The organism is Nitrospiraceae bacterium (genome assembly GCA_020632595.1).
In the GTDB taxonomy this organism is placed as follows: Bacteria; Nitrospirota; Nitrospiria; order Nitrospirales; family UBA8639; genus Nitrospira_E.
The window spans coordinates 1-25,823 of sequence record JACKFF010000007.1 but is presented as its reverse complement, the minus strand read 5'-3'; the positions used below and the strand labels follow the sequence as shown (position 1 = coordinate 25,823).

18 protein-coding genes are annotated in these 25,823 nt (G+C 50.9%); 2 read left to right on the top strand and 16 right to left on the bottom strand.

Annotation, left to right across the window (positions count from 1 at the left end; all coding sequences use genetic code 11):
- Positions 1-146: 146 nt before the first annotated feature.
- The 10 genes from phoU to H6750_13315 all read right to left on the bottom strand — a co-directional run bounded on the left by phoU (position 147) and on the right by H6750_13315 (position 13,906).
- Positions 147-806 (bottom strand): phosphate signaling complex protein PhoU, encoded by a 660-nt coding sequence (gene phoU / locus H6750_13360; GenBank protein ID MCB9775292.1) that lies wholly within the window; start codon positions 804-806, stop codon positions 147-149.
- A gap of 29 nt (positions 807-835) precedes the next feature.
- Positions 836-1,642, bottom strand: coding sequence for a phosphate ABC transporter ATP-binding protein (locus H6750_13355; protein MCB9775291.1), 807 nt, complete (start codon positions 1,640-1,642; stop codon positions 836-838).
- A 115-nt stretch (positions 1,643-1,757) separates the two neighbouring features.
- On the bottom strand, positions 1,758-3,389 hold the full coding sequence (gene pstA, locus H6750_13350) for a phosphate ABC transporter permease PstA (protein MCB9775290.1): 1,632 nt from the start codon (positions 3,387-3,389) through the stop codon (positions 1,758-1,760).
- Between the two features lie 11 nt (positions 3,390-3,400).
- On the bottom strand, positions 3,401-5,704 hold the full coding sequence (locus tag H6750_13345; protein MCB9775289.1) for an ABC transporter permease subunit: 2,304 nt from the start codon (positions 5,702-5,704) through the stop codon (positions 3,401-3,403).
- Between the two features lie 113 nt (positions 5,705-5,817).
- Entirely contained in the window at positions 5,818-6,804 is a 987-nt protein-coding gene (locus H6750_13340; GenBank protein ID MCB9775288.1) for a phosphate ABC transporter substrate-binding protein, read from the bottom strand.
- 104 nt (positions 6,805-6,908) lie between these two features.
- Positions 6,909-7,220: a hypothetical protein gene (locus H6750_13335; GenBank protein MCB9775287.1), complete on the bottom strand. Its 312-nt coding sequence runs from the start codon at positions 7,218-7,220 to the stop codon at positions 6,909-6,911.
- A 569-nt stretch (positions 7,221-7,789) separates the two neighbouring features.
- Positions 7,790-9,682: a pyruvate kinase gene (locus H6750_13330; protein MCB9775286.1), complete on the bottom strand. Its 1,893-nt coding sequence runs from the start codon at positions 9,680-9,682 to the stop codon at positions 7,790-7,792.
- Positions 9,683-10,050: 368 nt separating this feature from the next.
- The gene (locus H6750_13325; GenBank protein ID MCB9775285.1) at positions 10,051-11,433 is read right to left on the bottom strand and encodes a PAS domain S-box protein; all 1,383 of its coding nucleotides are present in this window, start codon (positions 11,431-11,433) and stop codon (positions 10,051-10,053) included.
- 29 nt (positions 11,434-11,462) lie between these two features.
- Entirely contained in the window at positions 11,463-12,155 is a 693-nt protein-coding gene (locus H6750_13320; GenBank protein MCB9775284.1) for a response regulator, read from the bottom strand.
- A 260-nt stretch (positions 12,156-12,415) separates the two neighbouring features.
- Complete coding sequence (locus H6750_13315) at positions 12,416-13,906, bottom strand: TM0106 family RecB-like putative nuclease (protein ID MCB9775283.1); 1,491 nt, start codon at positions 13,904-13,906, stop codon at positions 12,416-12,418.
- A 1,015-nt stretch (positions 13,907-14,921) separates the two neighbouring features.
- Between H6750_13315 and H6750_13310 the strand changes: the two genes are divergently transcribed.
- On the top strand, positions 14,922-17,120 hold the full coding sequence (locus H6750_13310; protein ID MCB9775282.1) for an esterase-like activity of phytase family protein: 2,199 nt from the start codon (positions 14,922-14,924) through the stop codon (positions 17,118-17,120).
- An 82-nt stretch (positions 17,121-17,202) separates the two neighbouring features.
- Positions 17,203-19,170 (top strand): PhoX family phosphatase, encoded by a 1,968-nt coding sequence (locus H6750_13305; GenBank protein MCB9775281.1) that lies wholly within the window; start codon positions 17,203-17,205, stop codon positions 19,168-19,170.
- A 383-nt stretch (positions 19,171-19,553) separates the two neighbouring features.
- On the opposite strand, the gene H6750_13300 is transcribed toward H6750_13305, so the two are convergent.
- The 6 genes from H6750_13300 to H6750_13275 all read right to left on the bottom strand — a co-directional run.
- Positions 19,554-20,567 (bottom strand): zinc-binding alcohol dehydrogenase family protein, encoded by a 1,014-nt coding sequence (locus H6750_13300; protein MCB9775280.1) that lies wholly within the window; start codon positions 20,565-20,567, stop codon positions 19,554-19,556.
- Positions 20,568-21,228: 661 nt separating this feature from the next.
- A complete protein-coding gene (locus H6750_13295; GenBank protein MCB9775279.1) occupies positions 21,229-21,909 on the bottom strand; it encodes a hypothetical protein in 681 nt (226 codons plus the stop codon).
- Between the two features lie 336 nt (positions 21,910-22,245).
- Positions 22,246-22,893, bottom strand: coding sequence for a hypothetical protein (locus H6750_13290; GenBank protein MCB9775278.1), 648 nt, complete (start codon positions 22,891-22,893; stop codon positions 22,246-22,248).
- Positions 22,883-23,368, bottom strand: a complete 486-nt coding sequence (locus H6750_13285; protein ID MCB9775277.1) for a hypothetical protein — start codon at positions 23,366-23,368, stop codon at positions 22,883-22,885. Before H6750_13285 ends, H6750_13290 begins: the two co-directional genes overlap by 11 nt.
- A 1,367-nt stretch (positions 23,369-24,735) precedes the next feature.
- Complete coding sequence (locus H6750_13280; protein MCB9775276.1) at positions 24,736-25,209, bottom strand: RpiB/LacA/LacB family sugar-phosphate isomerase; 474 nt, start codon at positions 25,207-25,209, stop codon at positions 24,736-24,738.
- Between the two features lie 150 nt (positions 25,210-25,359).
- A partial coding sequence (locus H6750_13275) for an SMP-30/gluconolactonase/LRE family protein (GenBank protein MCB9775275.1) occupies positions 25,360-25,823 on the bottom strand: 464 nt, incomplete at its 5' end.

Sequence of the window (25,823 nt, the reverse complement as noted above, 5' to 3'; positions counted from 1 at the left end):
ATACCTGTGGCTCGGGACCAGCCATCTACTTGAACGCTCCAAGAGCGCTTCACGATACATTCTGTCAGGAATGACAAGTAAAATTCCATTTGATTACAGAACAGAAGAAAAGCCAGAGAGTAACGTGCCTGCCACGATGACTAACTTTAAGATGCAGACATATGGCGGATGATTTTTCCTTCCACCATATATACGACCAATTCCGCTACATTCGTCGCATGATCGGCAATCCGTTCAAGGTATTTCGAGATAAACGATAGCCGGATCGCACGCGAGATCGTTTGGGGGTTTTCCATCATAAAAGACAACAGTTCGCGAAAGATTTGTTCATTCAGTTCATCCACGTAGTCATCCTCATTGAGGACCTGTCTGGCAAGAACCGAATCTCCCCGCACAAACGCATCCAGGGCTTCTCCCACCATTTTGATGGCACGCTCAGCCATGCGCGGAATATCAATATACGGCTTCAATTGAGGCTCAGCATGCAGTTCAATGGCACGCTCACAGATATTTTCGGCCAAATCGCTCATACGCTCCAATTCGGTGGAAATTTTCATCGCGGTCGTGACAAACCGAAGGTCTTTCGCCGCGGGTTGGTGGAGCGCCAACAATTCGAGACAGAGTTCGTCGATGACCACATCCATCGTATTCACCTGACGATCATTCTGAATGACCTGATTCGCGACGACATCATCACGATCCACAAGCGCGGTAAGCGCTTGACGAATTTGCCCCTCAACGAGCGCTCCCATTCGCAAAATTCTCTGCCTGAGATCCGCCAACGAATCATCAAAATGTCGCTTCATCGTGATCCTTTATACCGGTCTACCGGAAATCAGCCGAACCGCCCCGTCACATAATCTTCCGTTCGGGAATCGCCCGGATTGGTGAAAATTTTCCTGGTTCCATCGAATTCGATTAATTCCCCTAACAAGAAGAATCCTGTCAAATCAGAGACTCGGGCAGCCTGTTGCATATTATGTGTCACAATAACAACCGTGAGCCGCTCTTTTAACGAATGCAGAAGTTCTTCAATCCTCCCGGTGGAGATCGGATCCAGTGCGGAACACGGTTCATCCATTAACAACACTTCTGGATTCACCGCAAGTGCCCTCGCAATACAGAGTCGTTGTTGTTGACCTCCCGACAAGCCCAAGGCGCTGGTATGCAATCGATCTTTGACCTCATCCCACAACCCTGCTCCCTGAAGACTTGCTTCAACGATTTCGTCAAGAATGGCACGTTTGCGGATCTTCTGCAATTGCGGGCCATAGGCCACATTCTGCCAGACTGTTTTCGGAAACGGATTAATCTTCTGGAAGACCATACCAACCCGGGTTCGAAGATCGGTCGCATCGACTTCAGGTCGATAAATGTTTTCCTCATCCAGAAGAATGGTTCCTTCGACTCTGGCGCCATCGACCAGATCATTGAGACGATTGAGACAACGCAAGAGAGTTGATTTCCCGCAACCTGAAGGTCCGATAAATGCCGTCACTTTATTGGCGGGAACGGTCATATTCACACATTTGAGAGCCTGAACATTTCCGTAGTAAAAGTTCATATCCTGAATGATGATTTTCGCAGGTCCATCCGTCAATGAATGTTGAGCCATTTCGGATTCTACAAACGTCTTCTTCATGGGATCCGTCTGCCTTGTTTCAACCACCAGCCTCAGAGGCTTTGCCCCGGAGGTCTTGACCAGAGGCATAGATTGTTCCAGAAAATTCTGCTTGATTTCCATAATTGTACCTCATTTAGACCGAAGCACCAGCATAGCGCTTTCGCATCCGGGTCCGGAGCGCAATTGCCGTCATGTTCAAAAGAAGGACGACCAGAACCAGGACCAGGGTCGTGACGTAGACCATGGGTTTTGCCGCCTCCACGTTAGGGGATTGAAATCCCACATCATAGATATGAAATCCCAAATGCATAAATTTTCGATCAAGATGCAGAAAAGGAAACTGACTATCAACCGGCAGGGCCGGAGCAAGTTTGACCACGCCGGTTAACATGAGTGGCGCCACTTCCCCCGTAGCCCGGGACACCGCAAGAATCAATCCGGTTAAAATCCCCGGCATGGCGCATGGCAGCACAACCCGCATGAGCGATTCAAATTTTGTCGCGCCCAACCCCAACGACCCTTCCCGATACTCCCTGGGAACTGCCGATAATCCTTCTTCCGTCGCAACAATCACGACTGGAACGGTCATGAGAGCTAAAGTCAGTGAAGCCCATAACATTCCCCCGGTCCCAAACGTCGGATTCGGCAGCGCGGCAGAAAACAGTAATTGATCAATCGTTCCTCCCACCGCATAGACAAAAAACCCCAGGCCGAACACACCAAAGACAATTGACGGAACCCCTGCAAGATTATTCACCGCAATCCGGATCATTCGAGTCAGCAGACCCTGCTTGGCATATTCCTTTAAATACACGGCCGCCAGGACCCCGAAGGGCACCACCACCACACTCATCACCAAGACCATCATGACCGTACCAAAAATTGCCGGAAAGATCCCACCTTCGGTATTCGCTTCCCGTGGCTCATCTGTTAAGACATTCCAGAAGTTTTCCACATACATCAAGGTCTTGTCCCATACACTCATGGCATTCGGACGCCACGCCTTGACAATACCGCCAAACGGAAATGTTTTTTCCTCGCCGGTGACATCAACAAGGGTGATGCGGTACCGGTTCAATCGCTCATACAACCCCACCAAGCGTTCGATCTGTTCCTGATAGGCCGCTTCCCGTTGTTGAATCTCCCGTTGAAGCATGTCGGCTGAATCCTGAGAAATTTTCCCTTTTGATTCCAAAACCTTCAGATTCAGGCGCGCGCGTTCCATGTCAGCGTTTATAGCGCCAATTACATCGCGTTCAATATGATGAATGTCCTGGTGATGAGCTTCGGCCTGCTCCAGGTAGGGATACCAAACATCCCATTCAATTTCCCGGCCCTGAGCCAGACGCGTCTCCCCGTCCCACACTTCCGTGACCCAGCCATAAAAGTTCCCCCACTCACGTCGTTCAAACGCGATGACATCCTGAGGCCAGGCCCGTTGGGCAATGTCGGCTTCATCAACCCACCGGAAGTCCAGTCCGTACACATCCCGGTTGCCCACCTTCAATTGGATGCGAGACTGCCCATGGGGAAAATCTGCACTGACGGTTTCCGGAATGCGCTGGGTATCCACGATTTCCCCGAGTACCCTGGTGTCATTCTTGAGCGTCAACTGCACAAGATCCTTCGGCCAAAAATAGCCCATGCCATTAAAAAAAATAATCGTTAGCAGACCGCCGATCATGAGCAGAGAACAGGCCAAGGCACCGCCTGCCAACCAGATAAATAATGAGCCGGATGCAAAAAACCGTTGGAAAAATTTCATGGCCGTTCGACTTAAAACTGAGAATATTTTTGGCGGAGCCGTTGCCGGACGATTTCGGCAATCGTATTGATCGTAAAGGTGAAGCCAAACAAAATCAGACCGGACAGAAACAACACACGATACAGGGTCCCGCCATGAGGAGCTTCAGGCATTTCCACTGCAATGTTGGCCGATAGCGTACGAAAACCATTGAACATGCTCCAATCCATGATCGGGGTATTTCCGGTGGCCATCAGCACAATCATTGTTTCGCCTATCGCACGCCCAAACCCGATCATCAATGCCGAGAAGATCCCCGGACTGGCCGAAATGAGAACTAACCGGGTCAAGGTCTGCCAACGCGTCGCTCCCAGGGCCAGAGATCCGGCAACAAGTTGCCTCGGCACATTGGCAATGGCATCTTCAGCAATACTGAAAATAATAGGAATCACCGCAAAGCCCATCGCAAAACTAATGACAATGGCATTACGCTGATCATACGTTAATCCCAAATTTTGCATTAACCATTGTTTGAAATTTCCTCCAAACAACCAGCCCTCAATCGACTGATTGGCCATCAAACAGGCACTCACCGTGAGAACGATGGCGACCATCATGACCATCAGATCAAGGCCATACGCCTCAAAGCGCTTTACCCGAATAGGAACAAATTGCCACGCCAGACAACAAACGGCAATCACCAGAGGCAGCAATCCCACAATAGCCACCACCGCAGGGAAAATTTTTTCTAAGAGAGGAGCAAACCAGAGGCCCGCGAGAAAGCCCAATACCACCGACGGGAGAGCCGCCATCAATTCCAGAGACGGCTTCACCACAGCTCGAAGATGGGGATGCATGAACATCGCCGTATAAATGGCTCCCATGACCGCAAGAGGTATGGCCAACACCATGGCATACAACGTCCCCTTCAACGTCCCAAACATGAGTGGGATGAGACCTAATTTCGGCTCAAACTCATCCGACCCGCTGGAGGATTGCCAAATCATCTCCGGACGGTCATAGCCTTCATAGGTCACCGGAAAAAATAAGGATTGGAACGTCACCTCCGGATGCGGATTATCAATAGCATAGGTCTGCAGCGTGCCACCTTCCTCCAACCATACCACCCCATCGGCTTTTGGAGCATAGCGTAGCGATTCGATGGCTTTGCCCCTGCCAGGAATTTCTAAAATCGTTTCTCCAGTCGTGGAATAATGCAGCAACACCGTTCCCTGCTCATCAGCCGTGAGAAATCCTTTATCCCGTTGGGACACGGAGAGCCTTGTCACCGACCGGGCATGAGGAGTGAAAGTATGGACTTTTCTCAAGATTTTCCCGGACGGCCCGGACTGATCGGCTGAGAACGCCCATGTACTCACGCTACCAGAGGTGGTGCCAACCACCAACGTTCGTTCACCTAACACATATGAGAGAGCAGTCACGCCATCCCCGGCAGCACCAACGGGCACGGATTGAGGCAACGCATCAAATCCCTGCCCTTCCCATTCCCATGCGAGGAGATGTCCATTGTTCGTCCCGGCTACCAATCGTTTTCCCACACTATCCAGGGCCAAAGCCCTCAGATGAGCCTTCGGCGGAAGGACCAGCCGATTGGTTGTGACAACGACGTCATCCGAAAAGGAAAAATCCCCTGGTTCTTCAATCCTGGTCACCCAAAGCTCCCCGCTTCCGGTGAGAGCCACGACGGTTTGCAATTCATCTCCTCGAGTCACATGCGCATGGAGAATAATCTCTTTTCCGTCAGGAACCACCCGCACAGGATCGTTGACCTTCACACTCGGGAGAATGGTCCGTTGATCCCCTTGGAAATCCGAGCGATACAGTATCTTGACCAGGTAAACGAGTCCCCGATCGGTCCCAACACTAAGTGTATGGCCTTTTAATCCGACACGCACCACAGACGTCGGCTCACCTTCGATCGACAACTCCCCTCCCGCCTCAGGCATGGGAGTGCCATTGGGTAGGGAAAGAAATTTGAGCTGCTTCCCTTCCAAAATAAATGGAATTTCACGGTATTCATCAATCCCCACCATGATGTGAGTCTGTTCGGAAACTTGAGTCCCGGGAATGGCCACGGGCAGAGTCAGTTCAGGAATGACGGTCGCGGGTTGAAACAAAGGAATGACTTCCCACACCAGATACACAAAAATTCCTAGGATACTGGCAATCGTCGCCAGGCCTCCCGCCCCAACGACATATTTGGCCACACGATCAAACAGATGACGGATCCGTCTTCGAGTGCCAGTATGGGAAGCGCCAACCAATGATGGTCTATTAGATTCCAAAGAGGAGGAGGAAGATACGGGTGGCATCATGTGTGATCGTTGGGAAGGGGAAATGAGAAACAGGGCTGAAATAATATCAGAACACCCGACCGCTCTCCAAAAGGTTTCTCCGGGAGGCGGTCAGGTTGTTCCTTGGGATATTCCTACTTGAGGTGCTCCGACTGTTTCCCAATAATCTTTTCCGAAATGGGGAAGTAGCCATCTTTAATGACGACCTTCTGTCCTTCACGGCTATACACATATTTCAAAAATTCTCGAACAATCGGCGACAACGGTTGATTGGGAGCTTTGTTCACATACACAAACAAATATCGTGACAAGGGGTACTCCCCCTTGGTGGCATTTTCATAGGTGGGCTCCACAAAGGATTGCCCTGCCTTCATAGAAAGAGGAAGCGCATGGACACTAGAAGTTCGATATCCAATACCGCTATATCCGATCCCTGCCTGATCCTCAGTCACCCCTTGCACGACAGAAGCCGAACCGGGCTGTTCCTTCACTTCATCTTTATAATCACCATTTTCCAGCACCACTTCTTTGAAAAACCCATAGGTCCCAGACGCCGAATTCCGGCCATAGATGCTGATCGGCATATCGGCGAACATGCCGGTTAAGCCCAATTGGCCCCAACTAGTAAGGTTTTCCTTATATCCGTGCTGCCGGGTCTTGGAAAACACCGCGTCGACTTGCTCTATCGTCATCCCTTGAATGGGATTATCCTTATTGACATAGACCGCCAACGCATCGATCGCAACAGGAAAGGCGGTAGGTTTATAACCAAACTTCGACTCAAAGGCATCGATTTCTTTCCCCTTCATTTTACGAGACATCGGCCCCAATTGAGCCGTTCCTTCAATGAGAGCAGGGGGAGCGGTGCTTGATCCTTTTCCCTCAATTTGAATTTTGACATTCGGATATTGCTTCCGGAATCCTTCAGCCCACAGCGTCATAAGATTATTCAGGGTATCCGAGCCAATGCTATTGAGATTTCCGGATACGCCACTCACCTTGGCATAATTCACCCAATTGGGATCTTCCATCTCATCCTTAGCCAAAACTGGAGAAACCCCGAGGATCGCGGTCCCGGTCCAACCCAGGAACAGTCCTATGCCCAAGCGCAACACCCACATTTGCCTTCGTTTCTGATTGTGTTTCATCAATCGTGCCTCCTCAAGTGAATAAATAGTGTAGGTCTAACAGGTTTCCTCTATGTAACGGCAATGTTACGAACGTGTTAAATACCCATCCACCGATCTCCCGATTTTGACGGCATAGAGCCCGTCAGGACATCCTCCTCGTGTCCGCTTGACGACGAATGAATGGCCCGGACTTCAAATTGAAACTCCTTCTGGCACAAGATTACCGACCCTTCTTGCAGGCATTCCCCAAGGATGGAAAATAAATGCCCCCACCGCATCCATGGCAAATGCTCCAAAAGAGCTTCTATCGTCACCCCCGGACTGGCAGAAATAACCGCTAACACCTGATCATGATCTTTCCGTTCCACATCAACCGGAGTAATCCATTCTGTGCTTTTGGTTCCCATGGGCTTCTCCCGTCATTGTCGTCTCACGTTGAGACAGTTCCAAAGCTCGGCAGTCTGATTATTTAACCCTGCCATCGAATCCTAGCGAATGACTATTTCACCTCTGTGAGGTTCGGGTTACAACTGTGTAACGTTTTAAAATGAATGAGGGAAGAACATCCCAAGCGATAAGATTTCAGAAGAAGAAACTCAGAATCTACCAAAAGGTTATTTGAGAGATCTTGGAAGTAAAAATGCCAACAATCCACTTCCGTCTCTCAAATCATTTTTTGATAGTTGGTACCGACCTCTTCGAAACGGATCCTTCATGAAAAATCCTCAAACATGGGCTGGGGAGTCGCTATGCAAAAGGCCTTTTGCCAACAAACTGGCGGCAGGGTCTTCAAAAAACCAAAATTTCCTGGGAGCATACGCGGAGGGAGTCACCTCGGCCTTTGTGCCTATCGGTCGAGAAGCGACTCAAAACCTCTTTTTCTCAATTCGTTTCGTTTAGATATTGCTTTTTTAAAAACAGCGCGGGACACCCCTTAGTTTGCTGTCGAAAGTTTCACCCGTGGCAGCAGAAAGCCTCATAAGATTTCATTCGGCAACGCATGGGCCAATCGCAGCTCCCTAAGCATGGCCCGCTTTTTGGCCTGGTGCGCCTGCATACGCCGAAGAATACCGTCCAAAACACATACCGCGTTGACTATATAGGGCCCTTTGTTGAGCATGACACACTCAGCTCGATGTCCCATAGCCGCATCCGTGATCTCAGCGCGGGACGGCATCCCTTCCTTGGCAAGGTTTTCCAACACTTGGGTAGCCCAAATCACCGGAACATGAGCGGCCTCACAAATCCAAAGGATTTCCTCTTGAACTTCCGCGAGACGTTCAAATCCGCATTCAACGGCCAGATCCCCACGGGCGATCATCACGCCGCAATACGCACCCCGCATGGCCGCAAGCAACATGTCCGGTAAGTTCTCGAAACCCCGACGCGTTTCGATTTTCAATACGATGGCAGGCTGCCGATTCCCGAAGCGACCTAGATGCCTCTGGAGCATTTCCACATCTCTGACCGAATTGGCAAAAGATAACTCCACAATATCGGCATGCTTGGCCACAAAGGACAAATCCGCCACGTCCTTGGAGGTCATAGCCGACAGGTGAAGGTCACTGTCGGGGAGATTGATGCCCTTATCGGCTCGCAACTTCTCAGTCCGCAGGCGTGGGTAAGTCACTCGAACAAAAACACGCATATCCTCAACCTTCTCGATAACCCCGCCGATCCTACCATCGTCAAACCAGATTGATTCCCCAGGTCGGACGTTCTCGAGAACCTCCGGAATCGTGCAACCGATCACGGCGGGGGCCAAAACCTTTCCCCCACTGTCGTAGGTTTCCGGATGGCCAGCCTGAAGGTCCCGGCTCAAGATGAGTACGTCGCCTTGCCGCAAAGAGATGGCGTTCTCACGAGGTGGAAGCTCGCCCACAGAGGCCTTACAGTCTTTTCCATTCGCTAGACCGCGCTCGTGATGCAGAACCGTGCCCGGGACAACATAAGTCGTCTTGGTTGCCTCCACCCAGCACCCATTACCGGTCACATCAACGACAGTAAAGATCCTTCTGGAATTCCGGGCATCAGTGAGTTTCACCTGCTCGCCAGAGCGCAGGCCGGTCAGCCAAGTAGCCGGAACTGGTAGGGAAGCATCTGCCGGCAAGGGTGGCGGGGAAGGAGAAGACTCCGCGGTCAGCCACACCCGCGCAGGCTCGATGACACGCCCATACACATCGCGGCGGGGACGAATCCTGACCACGGCCTGACCCGGCTCAATCGGCCCGGTACGCAACTTCGGCCCAGCCAGGTCCATGACAATCCGGCAGGATCGTCCCAAAGAGTGTTCGGCTCGCCTCAGATGCTCGATCATCCGCAACCACGCTGGGGCGTCGTCATGGGCGCAATTGATGCGCATGCAATCCATGCCTTGCTGGAGCAGATTGTGAACGAGAGTGTACTCACTCGCCGCCTCGGCGGGCATGGTGACCATAATCCGGACTCCACGCTCGGGAGTGGCCTGGCCCAAAAGACCTTCGGTGTGCTCGGCCAGTAGCTGATCCCCATGCCGGAAATCAACCACTGCCGCCTCTTGCGACTCCACCTGCCAAGAACATCCCCTCAGGCGATGTAGAACTTCAAGAACTGCATCGACCGTGGCCAGAACATGTGACTCGGCCCGCCCGAGGGATGAAAGTCCCAACGCGGCTAACTGCAACTGCAACGGGCGGAGGTCCCGGCGCCGGAGGGCAAGATAATGCAGTAGATTTCGAGCACTCTCTTGGTAATTGGTATGAACCTTTTTGAGACGTGCCAGAGACCTGGCCGTCTCGGCGACCATATCCGTACGTATGGCGATGAGTTCCTTGAGGACCCTATCGATTTGCCCATTTCCCGAGTAAGCGCCGTCCTTGGTGTTCCCCATTGTGCTTTTCCAAATATGGAAAACGATGCCTCATCACATACAAGGCAGGTGAGGCAAACATTTTCCAATTTTAACCGGCGGACTGGCGGAAATCACGGCTCATGCCGCATCACGAACTTCCAACTCACCAAAAATCCCGGCATTCCATGTTTTTGCTATCTGCTGCCATAACCCAATCTTCTTTTCACCGTCCAATGCTGGGCCACCGCCATCCAGCGGATTTTGTGACTAGCGAAGTATTCACCAGAATCCTACCCCAGAGACAGTTTCGTCGCTATGTGTTTTACGTTACAAGTGTGTGGTATTTTTTTTATTTTGGAGTCAAGAGCAACCAACTAAAGGAGTTACGGAAGAAGAAAATTGAAATACTATAAAAGGTTGGTTGTGAGATCTGGCGGGGAAACAGGCAAAATCACGTCTACGGTGGTGCCTTTTCCTAATTCACTCTGTATGCGAAGTTTGCCATCGAGCAGTTGAAGCAGATGCTTGACGATGGAGAGCCCAAGGCCCGTCCCGCCTTCTTCACGGGACCGCGCTCGATCCACCCGATAAAATCGTTCAGTAATCCTTGGAAGATCCGTTGAAGGAATGCCCTGGCCGGTATCTTTAATCTGTAGTGAGATCCGCTCATCTCCCAACGGGATGGCCTGAAACGATATGGTGCCTCCGTCAGACGTATATTTAATGGCATTATCCACGAGATTCACCAGAATCTGAATCAACCGGTCTCTATCAACCCAGGCACTCAATTCGACGCCGATCTTATTGGAAACCTGCAGATTTTTTTTCGACAGTTGATGTTGAAACATCTCACAGACATCCTGCGCCACTTCACCCAACGGCACCGATTCACAACGCAATACGACTTTTCCCGATTCAATTTCCGAGAGGCTTCGTAAGTCTTCTACTAACCGACTGAGCCGCACCGCATTCTGGTGGGCAACCTGCACAAATTTCCGATTGTTCGGAGTGTCCAATGACGGTTCATCCACAAGCGTTTCCAAATATCCGACGATGGCCGTCAGCGGGGTGCGCAATTCATGGGAGACGTTCTCAACAAACTCCGTCCGTACCTGTTCCAGGCGACGCAATTGGGTGACATCGTGCAACACCAGCACACTCCCCTTCTTCTGATTGGAAAAGGGAAAAGGGAGGGCATAGACCTCTAACACCATGGAGACGGGAGGATGCAATTCTACCTCTGCCTGTCGTCGTTCATGCCACGCCAATTCCTGACAACCTTCAACCAGACCTGCCAGTTCTTGATTTCTAATGATTTCCCACAGCGATCGTCCTTGAATCGCCTGAGCGTCCAATCCCAATATTCGATGGGCGCTGGAATTGGTGAACAAGACCTTTCCCTTTGGATCGAAGGCCACCACTCCTTCCACCAGATTTTCCATGATGGCGATAATTTTCGTGCGTTCTTCCTCGAGGCCGGTCATACGTTTCTTCACGTTTTCCACCAGGCGCTGGATATGGCTCCCCAAGGCATCGGATTCCACCGCACGAGAAGTCCTCGCCTCATCAATTCCGCTGAGCTGTTCAAGTTGACGAACGCCTGTCATGACATCTTCATGATTTTCTCTCGTCTGATCCCAGATGTCCCGGGTCAGCAACACCGCCAGGCCAACCAGGCCAGCCCCCAAAAAAACCATCACCCAGAATGGCCATGCCCAGGCAACCGCCACCCCCGCCCCGATCATGGCCGACACCATCCAGCCCGCAAGAATGAGCGAGGGATTACGCATTGATGAAGGTCACGTTCATCATATTCACCTTAGACCGACCCCGATTCAAAACGATAGCCCACACCTTTGACCGTCACGATTCGTGTGCATTCGCTTCCTAACTTTTCCCGGAGCCGCCGAATGTGCACATCCACCGTTCGTGATTCAATATCCACGGCATTGGAATAGCCCCAAACTGTTTCCAATATTTGCTCCCGGTTCAGGACCCGGCCATTCGCCCGCATCAACGCACAGAGCAGATCGAATTCCTTGACAGTTAACTCCACCACGGTTCCCTCCACCGTCACCTGGTGTTTGCCTTCATCAACCTCGAGGGTTCCAACCCGTTTGAGCGCCGGCATGTCCTGCCCCTGTCCCCGCCGCAACACGGCTTTCACTCTGGCGAGGAGTTCCCTCGGACTAAAGGGTTTCACCATATAGTCGTCGGCCCCCATTTCCAACCCGACAATCCGGTCCACTTCCTCGGCCTTCGCCGTCAGCATAATAATGGCGATCGAAGACGTTTTCGGGTCTTTCCTCAACTTCCGGCAGACCTCTAACCCATCCACCCCCGGCAACATCAGGTCCAGGACCATAAGATCCGGGGTACGTTCCCTGGCCATTTGCAAAGCCGTTTCCCCATCACGGGCTTCCAGGCACTTGAGCCCCTCCTTTTCCAAGTGATACTTGACCAACTCCACCAGATCCTTTTCATCATCAACGACTAATACCGTTGCAGCCATAAGACGTTCTCCTCAGCAGGGACCGTTGAACAATTGAAATTTTCACCAGAATGCTACGCCCCGATCCCATGACGGCTCATCGGAAGCGGGGCGCAACTGCTCAAGTTGAACCGCCCAGTCCAACCTTGAGTTTGATTGCAGAATGGCTTCCAGTGTCCCGGATGCCGCGACCCATTGAGCCAATCGCTTGAGTACCTAGACGTGAAGCCGCTCCGGCAAAGTCAGTGAACGCCACGGACGGACTTTTCCAACATTCTTCCTCAGTGCGTCTGTCCCTCAGCCGTATCCTGACTTTTATGCGAATGATGATCAAAATATCGGGTGATGGCTGCCATGGCATAACAATCATCCTCATTATATTCCAAAATTCTATTCAGAAGCGCTTCATTGGCCGGATTGGCTAAATACTCGTTATACCAGGCAATGGAGTTGGCGCCGGACGGGTCCACGTCTCTCCACTGAAACCCGATAAACTTGGCGATATGTTTAATCCCATAAGAAAATGTCGGCCAATCAGAATATTCCACAATGAGGTCTTGATACAAATCAAATTCACAGGACTTATATTTTTCAAAGGTCTCGGCATCCAGATCATATTTTTCCATCAACCGTTTCAGCGTCGATCGCTCCTTATGGGAATACACATAATACACGGCTTGTTCCGTCGATTGAATAAATCGCCAGAAGTCCCTGACCGTCTGCTCTTCGTCTTCAGGCCTTTTAGCCAGAAAATATGTAAAGTGAGAGGGCCTCTTCCCATCCTGAATGACCATTCCGAACAAATAGGTGACGCCCCGGGTCGGGTCATCTTCAATATCAAAATAGATCTCCCGATCAACCTTCGGGAATCTATAGCCGGGGCGGATCCTCGGCTTCCCCTCTAACAGAACCTGCGCCCGCTCTTTCATCCGGGTCAGGGAGACTTTTCCCATTCGCGGAATCTTATGAGGGGGCTTGAGATAGGTTTGCACATCCATGTGAGCAATATCCTGTATCGTCCGAAGCCCCTGCTCCCTGAGCGCAAATTTTTGCTTGCCCACAAAAAATAAGCCGGTGGGATCGGACTCGTCTTTCACCCATCGGTAACATCGGCTAAACCATCCGCACATGGTACAGTGACTTCCCAGCACCGGTTCCGAAGTCTCGTCCCCGGACACCAGTTGCTGAACGTCCTGCATGGCCTGGTTAAACCGTTCTGCAAAGGGAGCCGGATCAAATTCTTCAAGCTGTTTATCCACATTAATGATCCGGCCACCCGCTGGAACTGTTCCCTGAATCTGCTCAAGTAACAGCCGGTAAAATAAAATCTGAAAGGCGTAATGTTCTTTAAACCTGGGGTTCTTGCCGTCCGCCTCTTCCCAACCCTTTCCAGCCTTAATATCAATCGGCTCATAAAGATAATCCCCGAAGCGAGACGCCCCATCCCCACGTTTCACCAACAGATCCGGTCGCCCCACCAAGTGCTCATGGATCAGACAGCCTTGATAAATCACAGGGGCTCCATGCTCCATGGCCAACAGGGTTTCCTGAAATGCCGGCTCTACCCCAAGATTTTGCAGGTCCACGATCTCCTGATCGCCGAGCGAAGTAATATAATCCCGTTCAGTCTGTAACCCCACTTCCCACAACAATTTCACAAATGAGCTGACCTCGGATTTTTCCGAAGGATCGCCGTTGCTATCCAGATACACGCGATGCAGACACTTGGTGTAGTTATAGAGATCTTGGGCGGTGACTCGGTGCCTGGCCATGTTTCAGGAAGGAATGAAGCAGATGTTCACATTGGGGATAATCCTGCCTTCACTGTTGCCATTAATACTAGCATAATAAAAAGGAAAGCCGGAACAAAAAGAAAAGGGGAAAGATGAGTCGGAGTTCCGGTGCAAGTCTAAGCGGCCTGTACCCGACAATGCCTCATAAATACTGCCGTTGTCACGCCCGAATCAAGTCCTGGGAAAGGTTTTCATCCCGAGCCTTTCGGCAACCTCAGGACAAGTTCCACGAAGGATCTCGCTGAGCGCTGGGATGGAACGAGTGAGCACAGATCCTGGGTTAGATTGAAAAGTTGATTAAAGACTCAGGCATCTGGGACAACCTCATAACCCACAATCTCCCCTGCAATCCTCCTTGGAGTCCTCCGGATACACCATCCTTCCCGGCATTGTTTACATTGATGTGATCGAGGCCTAACAGACTGGCAACTTGGGGCGTTTACTCTGACCTCCATCAGAACAGAGAGATAAGCCAGGAAATGTTGCCATTCCATTTGGGTCCAATTGTCGCACATGTCTCATCATCAGAGGAGGATCCTCAAAAATGTTTTGGGAAGCGGGAATTAAGTTTTTGATCGTATCCATCTATGCATATGTTCGCCACCTGTTCAAGCACGTCAGACATGAAGACCTCACGCGAATTCGAGACTCAAGTTGGGATCTGAAATAACGCATGCATTGATCGAAAGCATGAACTCAATAGTCTTGGGGAAAGGGAACGCGAGGGAGAGTGAACCACGAAGATCCCGAAAAGACGGGAACTTATCACAAACAGCAGAAATCACTACTCCACCACATACGTTCATGACTGACTACCCCAACAACCTTCATTTCTTTGAGCAAGCGTCAGGCTCTCAGAACAAACAATAGTACAACACAATTCCAAAAGGAGATTTCTATGAACTTACGTCAGAATATTTCACGCCCTTGGCCTACATGGTCAGACACAAAGTCTGTCGGACGGGACGTCTTCGCATGCATAGCGGGGTTGGCCATGATCGGAACCGCCTTGACGCCTCCGTTGCATGCCGACGACAGGGAGTCCCGAAGTCCGGAGAAATATTTCCGTCGGATTGCCACATTCCCCGTCTTTCTCAATTCGGACGTCAATACAGAAACCGTCGCAGAAATTGTGACGGCTAGTGAAAATGGGCAACTGCTAATTTACACGGATAGTCAAACGCAGAATATCGGATTTGTGGATATCAGTGATCCATCGGATCCCCGACCTGATGGGACGCTTGCTGTTGGCGGAGAACCCACGTCAGTCGCGGTTGTGCGGAAGTATGCGTTGGGTGTCGTCAATACCAGTGAAAACTTTGTCAATACTTCCGGTGTTCTACAGATCATTAATCTCAACACACGCCAAATCGTACGAAGTATCGACCTTGGGGGACAGCCGGACAGTATTGCCGTCAGCCCCGATGGGAAGTACGCAGCCATTGCGATTGAGAATGAACGAGACGAAGAACTGGGGAATGGAGAACCGCCACAATCTCCACCCGGTTTCGTGGTCATCGTCGACATCAAGGGCAATCCCACACACTGGACCACCCGCACAGTGGATCTGGTTGGGGTCCCCACGCTGTTCCCCACCGATCCAGAGCCGGAATTTATCGATATCAACCAGAAAAATATCGCAGTGGTCACACTGCAGGAAAATAACCACCTCGCCCTCATTGATCTCCAAACAGGAAAGGTTATCAACCATTGGGAAGCAGGAACCGTCGATCTCACGGATATTGATACGAATGAAAACGATCTCATCGAATTGAATAGCAGTTTGAATGATGTCCGCAGAGAACCGGATGCCGTGAAGTGGATTTCGAAACATCGATTGGCGACGGCCGATGAAGGGGATTTAGTGGGGGGAAGCCGGGGTTTTACTATCTTCAATACCACCGGTGATGTGCGCTTTACCTCGGGCCATTCCATGGAACATCTGATGGCTCGTATCGGGCATTATCCTGAAGCTCGCTCGGAGAATAAAGGCAACGAACCCGAGGGAATTGAATACGGAGACTATGGAAAGAACAACTACCTCTTTGTGGGATCCGAACGCTCAAGTGTCATTACGGTGTATCGACTCCGACACAATCACCGTCCTGAATTTCTTCAGGTCCTTCCTACGGGCAACGGTCCGGAAGGACTGAAAGCCATTCCCCATCGAAATTTATTGGTCTCCGCCAGCGAAAACGATGATCGAATCGCTGGATTCCGGAGCGTCATCACCATTTATGAATTGGGACGCGAAAATCCGGCCTATCCAACCATCCTATCGGCCGATGATCAAAACGGGTTACCAATTCCATGGGGAGCGCTATCCACATTAGCAGCCGATCCCACAACCTCTGACCATGTGTATGCCGCGCAAGATAGTTTCTATAAAGAAAGCCGGCTGTTCAAAGTAGATGTGACAGGATTTCCTGCAGTCATCACTCAGCCTATCATTCTCAGAGAAAACGGCCACACCGTCAATTTGGATATAGAGGGTTTGGCCATTCGGCCTCCTGGGGGCTTTTGGGTCGCATCGGAAGGTGGGGGAAGCGTTGATGACCCTGAGCGTCCGGTCACCTCCCTGAATGAGTTATACCAAGTCGCCGAGGATGGAACCCTTCTGGAACGCATTCATCTTCCGGATACCACCAACGCCAAACAACGACGATTCGGATTCGAAGGTGTCGCCACCGTTGAGCAACCCTCCGGCACCGGGGAATTCGTGTACGTGGCCATTCAACGAGAGTGGGTAGACGATCCGGCAGGGAATGTGCGAATTGCCCGGTATGATACGAACACCGGGGAATGGGCATTTTTTTACTACCCCCTTGATCCACGTGAATCGCCGAATGGTGGCTGGGTGGGGCTATCGGAAATTGTCGCGGTCGGTCCCGAGACGTTTTGGGTGATCGAGCGGGACAATCAAGCCGGCCGCGATGCCCGCATTAAAAAAATCTATGCGTTTTCTGTCCTCGGCGTTGATCCGGTTGCCGAAGGGGGTACATTTCCTGTCCTGACCAAAACTTTGGTCCGTGACTTGATTCCGGACCTTCAAGCACCCCAAGGCGCAATCACTGAAAAGGTTGAGGGATTAACCGTCCTTCCGAATGGAAACGCCCTCATTGTGACGGACAATGACGGAGTCGATGATTCAAACGGAGAGACGCAGTTCATCAATCTTGGGCGTCTCAATTAAGGAAATCGCCGGATGTCTCTATATTTCCCAAACAGATTCACTCAACCTCAGTGCCTGTGGAAACCTAACAAGGGAGGCAAGCATGCCCAAATGTGATGATGACAACCAAGTGAGTAATCCTTCTGACAATAATACCTTCATCGAGGTCCTTGGAGCTCGAATGTCCCGCCGCAATATCCTGAGTGGAAGCTTGGCCGTAGCAGCGACACTTTCACTCGGAGGGATTGAGGCCTTACTGCATGCAGTTCCCGTTTCGGCTTACCGATGGGGTCGGAAACAAGATCCGCTTCTCGGGTTTCAAGGCATTCCCGTTTCTTCGGAAGATACCGTCGTCGTTCCTCCTGGATACACGGCGGACGTGCTTATTTCATGGGGCGATCCCGTTTCCCGCGGGCCATCATTCAAGCAGGATGCAAGTAATACTGCCGACGATCAAGCCTTGCAATGGGGCATGCATAACGACGGGTTAGTGTATTTTCCAATTCTCGGTTCTCGACGCGGGCTCCTCGTTCAAAATAACGAGTATACCGATGATGAACTCTTGTTCCCGGATGGAACTGCAAATTGGGACTCGGAAAAAACGAGAAAATCGCTCAATGCTCATGGTGTGTCCATCATTGAAATTCGACAGGGGAAACAGGGATTGAATGATGCTCACGATGAACACGAGGAAAACCAGTTTTTCCACCGGCATGGTCGACGAAAAATATGGCAGGTCGTTCGCCGGTCTCGTTATGCACGTCGAATCACCGGGTTAACTCCCATCACCATTGGCGGACCTGCTGCTGGCGATCCTCGACTCGTCACCAGCGAAGATCCAACAGGTCGAAGAGTATTAGGCACATTGAACAATTGCGCCGTGGGATTGACCCCCTGGGGAACCTATCTGGCATGCGAGGAAAACTTTAACGGATATTTTCGAAAAAACGAGCCGCCCACCGAACTGGAAGCCAGATATGGAATAACCAGTGAGGGTTTTGGGTACCTTTGGCATACCACAGACAGACGTTTCCGAGTGGATGAAGAGCCTCATGAACCACATCGCTTCGGCTATATCGTGGAGATTAATCCTTTTCAGCCTCATTCGATTCCAGTGAAGCGAAGCGCGCTCGGTCGGTTAAAACACGAAGGGGCCAAGGTTCAGGAAACCAAACACGGAAAAGTCGCGGTGTATATGGGCGATGATGAACGGTTCGAATACATTTACCGTTTTGTGTCAAAATTACCCTGGCGCAGCGCCCTCCGACGCGGGATTCACCCTTTAGATGACGGCATCCTCTATGTGGCCAAATTTCATGATACGGGATTTGGCGAATGGATTCCCTTAACACCCGACCATCCGATGCTGGCGGGTTGGGCGTTAACTGACATTTTGATCAATACCCGTGGGGCAGCCGATGCGGTTGGGGCCACGAAAATGGATCGACCCGAATGGATCGACACCTTTCCTGAGTCACTGACCGTCATCGCCACTCTCACCAATAACACTCGACGGGGCACTGGGACAAATCCTCCGATCGATGCAACGAACCCCCGCAGCCCGAATCATTACGGGCACATCATTACCTGGAAATACCAGCACGACTGGACAGAAAATTCCTTTGAATGGGATATATTTGCTTTGTGCGGCGATCCAGCGGAGGCCTCGCATGGATCGACCATCTTTGGGGACAAATACGGTTCGCCGGACGGCGTGTACGTAGCTCCCAGCGGCCGGACATGGATTCAAACTGATGTCTCCGCCAGCACCATCAATTCAGGAGAGTATGCCGGATTCGGGAACAATCAAATGCTGTGCGCCGATCCAACGACACGTGAGACGCGGCGGTTCCTCGTTGGACCAAACGGCTGTGAAATCACGGGGATATGCACCACCCCCGATGAAAGGACGATGTTTGTGGGGATCCAACACCCGGGTGAGGCTCCAACGGTCAACGACCCGGCTGACCCGAAGCACTACAGCTCGTGGCCGGATGGTGAGGCCGGGGAGAGGCCCCGCTCATCGTGCATTGTCATCACCAAAGACGACGGCGGTCCAATCGGAAGTTAGCGTCTCATTCCCTCGGTCCCTCGGAAAGTTGATTCACTTCGAGGGACCAAATCCCCCCGAAGGGTTGAGACAGGAGTCCGTCTGTATGTTCCCATTCTCATCTGATGGCTCTCTGATCCGACGGAGTCAGAGGATAAAGTGACAGTCCATCACTACCAGACAAACTGCGGTGACATGTATCACAAACCGGCCGTGAGCTTCCATCAATTTTTTCGACTGGTATATTCAGCAGGCATATTTCAAAAAAGCGGAAGTCGCTCGTGATCAGACTTGAGGATGAGTAGGCAGTGCGGTAGAAGGCCATGGCATGCTGGTTATTCGCGTTCAGATTGTCCGGCATGTCGGCACTCCAAGGAGACGATTCGGCTCTGTTCCACACCTCATCAGAAACCTTCAAGCACAATCTTGCCCCGCGCCAAGCCGCTTTCAAGCTGGGCATGCACATTGCGAAGCGTCGCCGCATCGATCTTGCCCGCGACTTCGGTCACGGTGGAACGGATGCGTCCCGCATCGACCAGCGCCGCCACTTCGTTCAACAGCTTGCCCTGTTCCGCCATATCCGGTGTGCCAAAGAGCGAACGCGTGAACATCATTTCCCAATGGAGTGACACGGCTTTGCGCTTGAACGGCTTCGCGTTGACCACTTCGGGGTCATCGATCAGGCCAAAACGGCCCTGCGGCGCAATCAGTTCGACGATATCAGCCATGTGCTGACCGGTCTGAGTCGTTGAGAACACAAAACCGGGAGCGCCAAGACCCAGTGCCTTAACCTGGGGTGCCAAAGGCTGACGGTGGTCGAGCACGTGATGGGCGCCGCATTTCCGCACCCAATCCTGCGTTTCAGGACGCGAGGCGGTGGCAATCACCGTGAGATCGGTCAGCGCCCGCAGAAGCTGGATGGTGATCGAGCCGACCCCACCCGCCCCACCAATAACCAAAATGATATTTCCCCCCTGCGGAGTCGGGCGTTTGACATCGAGCCGGTCAAACAGCATTTCCCAGGCGGTAATCGCCGTGAGCGGAAGTGCTGCCGCCTCTGCATCGCTCAGGCTGGCGGGTTTGCGGCCCACGATACACTCATCGACAAGGTGATATTCGCTGTTGGTGCCGGGTCGCGCGATGGAACCGGCATAAAAAACCGCATCGCCCGGTTTAAAATTCCGCACCTCAGGCCCGACAGCCTCGACAACGCCGGAGGCATCAAATCCAAGGACCCGCCAATCGCTTCCTTCGGGCGCAGCACCGAGACGCAACTTGGTGTCCACCGGGTTAACCGAGACGGCAACGATTTTGACAAGCAGATCTCGGCCTTCGGCTTTGGGTTTATCAAGGGTGATATCCTGGAGGGCATCTTCACGCTCAATCGGACCAGGTGTTTTGTAAGCAACGGCTTTCATGGTGAGTCTCCATTTGGGCTGACGTTGTAAATCGGTAATATGCGGTTCATGTAACTACGCATCATTAAAATGATGCTCGCTGTTTCACGAGCACCTAACTATTATTAGACGGTTTGTGTGAAAAAAGTATACACAGGCTTTCTATTTCTGGATAAGACGTTGCCATTTCTTTTTGTGCCCAATCTCTGGTCTTTCAAAGGCAGGCGTTTTTGGAATTATCGCCTATCACGTGTTCGGGTTGGCTCCTATCTTGGACTCTGGAGTAATCGAAAGCGGATTCTCCGTCAATTGGCGAAACATTTCAAGATATGGGACTGGAAAAAGGAAAAGGGAATTGTCAGGAGTCTTGGGATGAGCTTTCTCGGCGAGACCAGATAAGATGCCGGTGTGTCGGCATTAGACAATAGGCGGGGAAATGTATCCCAGTCCAACCGGAGACTTCCGTCAAAACCCCTTCAAACCCGGCATAGTCGTGAGACTGATCAAACAGTAAGAGCACCCACATTACCGTTGACCATATGGAAAGCCAGGCTCGAGGGGCCAGCCGTGAACGACGCGGCAAAAGTCTTTCTTTCCAAACCCGCATGAAGAGTTAATAAACGATTCCTCGCACCTTTTTACCAAAGACACCTAGCCGAACAAGTGAATAATCGAGTGATTTTTAATTCGTCTTAGAACGACCAAGCGGTGTTGCATACCAACGTGGTTGGCCCTGTTTGTTTTTAGTTTCAGAAACAAACCCTCTCTGCAAAAGTGTACCGAGGGTTGCATTCACAATCTCCTTAGGAATGCCTGCATCTTTTGCAAGACCGGTAAGTGAACGTATCGAAAAACGACTCATAGTCATTGCCTTGAGAATCTTAAGTTCATCTTCGGTAATATCGGACTCAGAAAGATTTGCCGAAGCGTGATCGGACATATTCTCTACCGGTTCGATATCTTCTTCAATGAATGGAGCCACAGCGGCTTGTGCATCGGAAGCTTCTTCCCGAGCCTCTTCTGCTTGTTTTTTCGCAGCTTTCACCTCCTGCAATACCCGCTCGGATAGTGAGCGGAGAAAATTACGCGACGATATCGCAGCAAGTAGGCAGAATCCTGTAAAAACTAAAAGCTTTGACAGAATCTTTGCGTCGGAAAGTTGACCAGCAATTTCGCCAATTAGGGTACTGGAGATCATATTGAGAAATACTGGCACCGTGAACGCCGCGCCAATGCCAATAATTACATGCTTCCACCAAGCAAGCGGGACCTCGTTCGTTGGATCAGCTATAAAAAAATTAATTAACCCACCCAATATTCCAGCCATGACCATCACGGGTACCAATAATTCAATGGCATTCATCAAGTTACCTCCGAATAACTAAAGGCAAAAAGGAGGATCGATTATTTTTCACCCCTACGCCAGGTTCCGCCTACCGGACAGCCCCTTGCCTCATATTCCTCGTAGACAAATTTCCAGTCATGTCTCGCATTTGCTCAATTGGAGAAACCACCGTGCTATGATTTTCTATAAGAAGAGAAGCTACAACCACCCTGCACACCGTGTGAATCCGCAACACCAATTCGAGTCACCATAATGTCAGCCGCGTCATCCTGGATATGCTCGGCCTAGAGTCCAAGGTGCAACATTGCGGATGTCCAAGACCATTGGCAGAAAAGAAATCTGCTCCCTTTCCCTTCATCTAGTTGAAACTGTTGTTGGACAACCGCTCTGCTCAACGGCAAATCCCGCAACAAAAACCATAAACATTCCCAGCATCAAAACAACTAGCAACCCATTTCTGAGGCACGCAAACGAGGCTGATAAACTATTAGAGCGCAACATCGCGACACGCTGATTCTGCTCAATCGAATATACGATCACTTTCGCTTCCATGCTTGGGGACACGACTGGTGCTCGGTCAGACAGCATAGGGTAATAGATTTGGCCAATCTTGTATGAACCCAATGACAGGATTCCACTCCCAAATAAGTACAGCATTGCCAAAACGAGGCCTACGGCCGCAACATCTTTAAAAATTAACCCGTGTCCTACGAAAAGCCCATCATCCCCAAGAAGCCCAGATGTTGCCCCAAATACCGCAATCGCTACTGCAATTCCCAGGAGCGTTCCCATTGCCTTGTTCTCGACTCGCTCGAGTCGCTGAATAGAAAGGGTCAACATGACATCAAGATCCTGCTTAGAGAGGTTGAGTCGCTCGTCATTTTCAAATTGATCTATTTCGCACTCTTCAATTTTCTTTTGAACTAGCTTATTAGCCTTTTGCAAAGTAAGACATGAACCAAACAATGCGGAATCTATCCTTCTTAGAATTTCAGAACACATCCAAAGACACCTCCTGCGAAAGGCAGTCCGCAATTGCCTCATCTATTGGAAGCCTTGCCGAATCAACAAGCCAAGCCCATTCCCCTGTGGGATTGATCTCTAAGAAATAGTATTCGCCGTCGCATAACGCAAGATCAATGGCTCCAAAAATCAACCCCAATGCCCTGACGAGCGCGCGGCAACGCTCAACAGTCTCTGGTGGTAATTCAAATGCGCTAAACTGCGCGTCGCTCTTATGCATTCGCCAATCATCGGAAACTGGATTTCCGCCCACAGTAATGGCAGCAGCAAATACTCTTTCTCCGACCACAGTTACTCGAATGTCCAGCTTGTTTGTCAACGCAGCTTGGATTATTGCCGGAGCCGATCTCCATGCATCAGATTCCAATTGGTCGGAGAATTCAAAAGTAGTGAAACCGAAAATTTCATAGCCGTCAGCTCGTAATAGGACAGTGTCGAGTCCTTTGATCGCCACACAGTGGGACTTCTCGCCCAGCATGTAGGGGTGTGGCGAGTTTGTCACTCGGGTTTGTGGCACAGCAAAGCCAAGTCGAGATGCAACCGAGAGCTGGACTGCTTTGTGCTCTGCTTTGTATGTGGCGGTTAGATCATTGACCCAGAGAGCTTCGCTAAAAAACATTAAGTTTCGAACAAACGCCGCCCATTGAAGATTTGAAAACCTATCTTCCGTTGTACATTGATTTTCTCCATATTCACGGAGGAAGACGGGACGCCTAAAAAACACCGATCTGAGACACTGCGGAGTTATGCAATACCTTTTATCCCCACGCTCAACTACGAGCCGCCGCTGAATGGGGTCCAATTCTACATCGGAGTTACTTAAATCCTCGGTGTTAAGGCGGAGGTACAGAATTGACTTTCTCTTAAGCTGGCTTACGACGTAATCGCAGGTCAGATCGTACCGACTCGCGAGAAGTAAGACCTGGGGATGGTAATCTTCGAATCCTCCTCTCACGGCTCTTCACTCACCTTTTTGATCCTCGCCAGTTTCTATATCGTTTTTTTTGGTACGGGGACCCTTATGTCCTGGGGTGTCCACCCATAGTTGACCCGTTTCGATGACACACCAAGCTCCAACGGAGTCATCGTAGAAGCACCCAGCCGGCGACAAGTCGATTTTTTTGCACTGATATTTTTGAGCACGCTGAATCAAAGGATGTTGACTATCCATGAAATCCTCCGGTTTGCACCTAACAACATACGTTTATTCGCCAGTCTTGAACCGCCCTTTTTCGCTACCAAACAAGGATTAGGCAGATCCGCATTAGCTACAGGCATTCGATTTCCTGTATGCTTTGCGCCACCGATTCATCTGAAAAGATACTTTAACTTTTGCAATTTCAGTCTGTTATTGTACATGTGGCCATTTATCACGGCATCCTTATGCGGATCGGATGATATAAAATCCTTAAATAGGCTCATAGCCTACCCACTGGCCTGAATTAAAACCAGACGAATTCTTTGTCAACCGACAAAAATTGTCAAGTTGTGGGTCTGCAAAGAGGACGGGGAATCCAAGAGGTCAGAACATTCTTTACAGAAAGCAGTATCTTCAACTATAGGTTCATGGGAAATTCGGTCAAAATCTCGCTAGCGACGGTTTTTCGTCCGTAGACTAACACCCGATGCTCAACATGCAGTCGGATCGCTCAGGCCAAAACCAGTCCATCAAACCAATCCAGGAAGATGACGGACCTTGCGAACGAGATCTAACCTTCGTGTGCGGGACACCTGTAGACGTACGTCATACAGAATTTCGTCCGCATCGAAGCGATTTTTTGGAAAAAGCATTTTTACGCGTCCTGTTCCCTTTACCTGAATTCAATCCTTGAATTCCTCGGACTCAATGCGCTGGATATCGACCATCGAACGGTCAAGAAAAGCTTGGATTTCCTCATCCCACCCGCTCTTGAATTCAGTTGTCAGAAACGCATCAACGATCTCCTTGGCTTTGTAAGATGCCGTAACCATGCCACCCATGGTGAGTACGTTGGCATTGTTGATGGATCGGGCTTTGGTTGCAGTGGAAGGATCTTCGCACACCGCGGCATAGACATTCGGATGCTTGTTCGCAATGATCGCCATGCCCATCCCTGTACCGCACACCAGGATCCCGCGATCACACTCACCTGCACCCACTTTTCCGGCCAGTTCATGAGCGACATCATAATAGGAACGTGATTCATCCCTTGTTCCGCCCACATCCACGCACACATGACCGAGTGTCAGGACATGTCGTTTCACGGCCTCTTTCAGTTCCAGGCCAAAGGGGTCTGCTCCGACTCCAATTTTCATGACCAGTCTCTCCTTGCGGTTTCCGCCATCGGCACCTCACCCTACATATGCTACGACAGAGCGTGAACGCCCTCCCCGGCATATGTACGTGAGACTATAGTCTACAATTAAGCTTGACTCCCAACACCTCACAAAAATTCTGCGTGCAATCTACTCCATTCGAAGCCGGATGCGGTACAGGCCGTTACTGGAGGGTGGAGTCCACGGACCCGAACCAGAAGGAAACCGGGCGCATACCACATACAGAAGGTTGGCGTCGGTACCCCGCCCAAAATCGAGATTCACTGCCGTCTCCTCGGTCGCCAGAAATGCGAGTCGTTGCCCACTCGGTGCATAGATGTGAACCCCATTGCTACCAGGAGGGCCACCGACTCCCACGTAGATGTTCCCCTCCCTATCCACAGTCATCCCGTCACCCCAGGTCCCAGTGGGAAATGTCACCACCATGTTTCGATAGCGAAGAGAGCCGTCGTCCAGGAGATCATACGCGTGAACCGCGCTTGGTGGACCGCCAACAACCGGAGGCTTCTCCAGGATATTGGTGTTATAGATTCCAACCTCAACGACGTAGAGCGTCTTCTGATCGGGCGAGACGGCGAGGCCGTTTGGCTGCC

What these genes read in the sequence shown, in the direction of transcription:
- phoU (MCB9775292.1), bottom strand. Translation starts at nt 806, where the DNA reads ATGAAGCGACATTTTGATGATTCGTTGGCGGATCTCAGGCAGAGAATT.
- H6750_13355 (MCB9775291.1), bottom strand. Translation starts at nt 1,642, where the DNA reads ATGAAGAAGACGTTTGTAGAATCCGAAATGGCTCAACATTCATTGACG.
- pstA (MCB9775290.1), bottom strand. Translation starts at nt 3,389, where the DNA reads ATGAAATTTTTCCAACGGTTTTTTGCATCCGGCTCATTATTTATCTGG.
- H6750_13345 (MCB9775289.1), bottom strand. Translation starts at nt 5,704, where the DNA reads ATGATGCCACCCGTATCTTCCTCCTCCTCTTTGGAATCTAATAGACCA.
- H6750_13340 (MCB9775288.1), bottom strand. Translation starts at nt 6,804, where the DNA reads ATGTGGGTGTTGCGCTTGGGCATAGGACTGTTCCTGGGTTGGACCGGG.
- H6750_13335 (MCB9775287.1), bottom strand. Translation starts at nt 7,220, where the DNA reads ATGGGAACCAAAAGCACAGAATGGATTACTCCGGTTGATGTGGAACGG.
- H6750_13330 (MCB9775286.1), bottom strand. Translation starts at nt 9,682, where the DNA reads ATGGGGAACACCAAGGACGGCGCTTACTCGGGAAATGGGCAAATCGAT.
- H6750_13325 (MCB9775285.1), bottom strand. Translation starts at nt 11,433, where the DNA reads ATGCGTAATCCCTCGCTCATTCTTGCGGGCTGGATGGTGTCGGCCATG.
- H6750_13320 (MCB9775284.1), bottom strand. Translation starts at nt 12,155, where the DNA reads ATGGCTGCAACGGTATTAGTCGTTGATGATGAAAAGGATCTGGTGGAG.
- H6750_13315 (MCB9775283.1), bottom strand. Translation starts at nt 13,906, where the DNA reads ATGGCCAGGCACCGAGTCACCGCCCAAGATCTCTATAACTACACCAAG.
- H6750_13310 (MCB9775282.1), top strand. Translation starts at nt 14,922, where the DNA reads ATGATCGGAACCGCCTTGACGCCTCCGTTGCATGCCGACGACAGGGAG.
- H6750_13305 (MCB9775281.1), top strand. Translation starts at nt 17,203, where the DNA reads ATGCCCAAATGTGATGATGACAACCAAGTGAGTAATCCTTCTGACAAT.
- H6750_13300 (MCB9775280.1), bottom strand. Translation starts at nt 20,567, where the DNA reads ATGAAAGCCGTTGCTTACAAAACACCTGGTCCGATTGAGCGTGAAGAT.
- H6750_13295 (MCB9775279.1), bottom strand. Translation starts at nt 21,909, where the DNA reads ATGAATGCCATTGAATTATTGGTACCCGTGATGGTCATGGCTGGAATA.
- H6750_13290 (MCB9775278.1), bottom strand. Translation starts at nt 22,893, where the DNA reads ATGTGTTCTGAAATTCTAAGAAGGATAGATTCCGCATTGTTTGGTTCA.
- H6750_13280 (MCB9775276.1), bottom strand. Translation starts at nt 25,209, where the DNA reads ATGAAAATTGGAGTCGGAGCAGACCCCTTTGGCCTGGAACTGAAAGAG.